This is a genomic window from Mesorhizobium sp. M1A.F.Ca.ET.072.01.1.1 (assembly GCF_004023325.1).
Taxonomy (GTDB): Bacteria; Pseudomonadota; Alphaproteobacteria; order Rhizobiales; family Rhizobiaceae; genus Mesorhizobium.
Map to the genome: position 1 here is coordinate 1 of NZ_RZSF01000620.1, position 1,535 is coordinate 1,535.

General features: G+C 60.1%; 3 protein-coding genes. 2 read left to right on the forward strand and 1 reads right to left on the reverse strand.

Annotated elements, in window-relative coordinates; all coding sequences use genetic code 11:
- Both EOA32_RS37005 and EOA32_RS37010 read left to right on the forward strand, forming a co-directional pair.
- A partial coding sequence (locus tag EOA32_RS37005) for a DUF697 domain-containing protein (protein WP_128374293.1) occupies positions 1–269 on the forward strand: 269 nt, incomplete at its 5' end.
- Between the two features lie 126 nt (positions 270–395).
- Positions 396–923 (forward strand): hypothetical protein, encoded by a 528-nt coding sequence (locus EOA32_RS37010; RefSeq protein ID WP_245299552.1) that lies wholly within the window; start codon positions 396–398, stop codon positions 921–923.
- A gap of 69 nt (positions 924–992) precedes the next feature.
- Here the strand turns inward: EOA32_RS37010 and EOA32_RS37015 are convergent, their stop codons facing one another.
- The gene (locus EOA32_RS37015; RefSeq protein ID WP_245433041.1) at positions 993–1,310 is read right to left on the reverse strand and encodes a hypothetical protein; all 318 of its coding nucleotides are present in this window, start codon (positions 1,308–1,310) and stop codon (positions 993–995) included.
- Positions 1,311–1,535: the final 225 nt, after the last annotated feature.

Sequence of the window (1,535 nt, forward strand, 5' to 3'; positions counted from 1 at the left end):
GTGTGCTCGCCCATCTCGCGGTGACCGGCTCGATCGCCGTCGGCGACAGTTTCGTGCAGCAGATCGTCGGCCACGGCCTTGCCGCGAAGCTCTCGGCAAAGCTTGGTGAAGGCGTCGTCAACGGCATGATGACGGCGCGCATCGGCATCGCGGCGATGGAAACGACGCGCCCGCTGCCGTTCATTGCGGTAAAGCGACCGGGGCTAGGCGATTTCCTCTCGGCATTGACCTCGTTCGCGTCGCGAAAGGATGGCCAAAGCGAGCAGTAAGGTAAATGCAGAAACGGTCGCCAGTGACGAAGCATTAACCAATCTTCTTCATGGTCACTCTGGTTCCAACAGCAGACTCGTTCGTGCCGGGTGTTGTCAATGAGAAGCGTAATCTTGTCCTGCGTCATGACCGCAACGGTTGCGGCCGCCGTACCGCTCGGCCTCGTCGAAAGGGCCTTTGGAGCAGAGGCTGACAAGCAGTTTTTCCGCTCGGTCGAAGGCAAATGGGTCGGCCCTGGCGAAATCATCGCCGGCAAATACAAGGGCACGAAATTCACCTGCAATTTCAACGGTTCCACGCCGGACGGCAAGGTCGGCATGACGCTGGACGGCGACTGCCGGGTCGGCGTTTTCACCCAGAAGATGTCGGCGACGGTCGAACGCCGGGGCCGGGATGGTTACAAAGGCACTTTCATGGGTGGCTCGACCGGCAACGGCATGGACATTGTCGGCGGCAATGTCGTCGATCCCCAAAAGGTCGTCTTCACCATTAACCGCAATCAGTTGAACGGCGTCATGCAGGCGCGCGTCCCCGACGACAATTCGATGACCGTGACGGTCGCCGTGCGCGTCGACAAGCAGTTGGTGCCGGTCATCGGCATGAGCCTAAAGCGGGTCGACACGGTCGAAGTCGGCTCGATCGCGAAGAACTGAGCAAAGCGCGATCGAGGAAGACCAAAGGCGGCAGCCAATGGCCACCGCCTTCTTTCGTTTTGACTTGGCTCAACCCTTGATGGCGGCAGTCACTTCGTCATATGCCTTGCAGGCTTCGTCCAGCGTCGTGGCATTCTGATATTTCGTCGTCACGGCCTGCACCTTGGCCGTCAGATCAGCCGCCTTGCTCGGATCCTTGGTGATTGCTTCCTGAAGCGCGGCAGCCATGTCCTGCGCCTTCTTGGCGGCGATCTCCTGTGTGCACTCCGGTCCCTTCGAACAGGCCGAAACGGCCAGCGCCGCAACGCCAACGGCAACGAGCAAAAACTTCTTCATGTCAGTCATCTCCTCAAAAAAAGGCAGCGGCCCATCGCCGCTGCCCTCCAATGGCTGAAGCTCCATAGCCAAAGCCTACCGGCCTTAACCTTTGATTGTGGCGGCGCGCAACCACCGGGCTGCGTAAACTTGTGCACGAAGCTGCAGCGCGAGTTTGTCTGACGGCACACGCTCGTTTTCGGGCAGACACCCCTGCTCTTCCTGCCAGGCCCCCTGCCCTTGCCTCGCACTCCCGCTGCATGCAAGGAGTGCTGAAACGAAAGGACGGCAGTCATG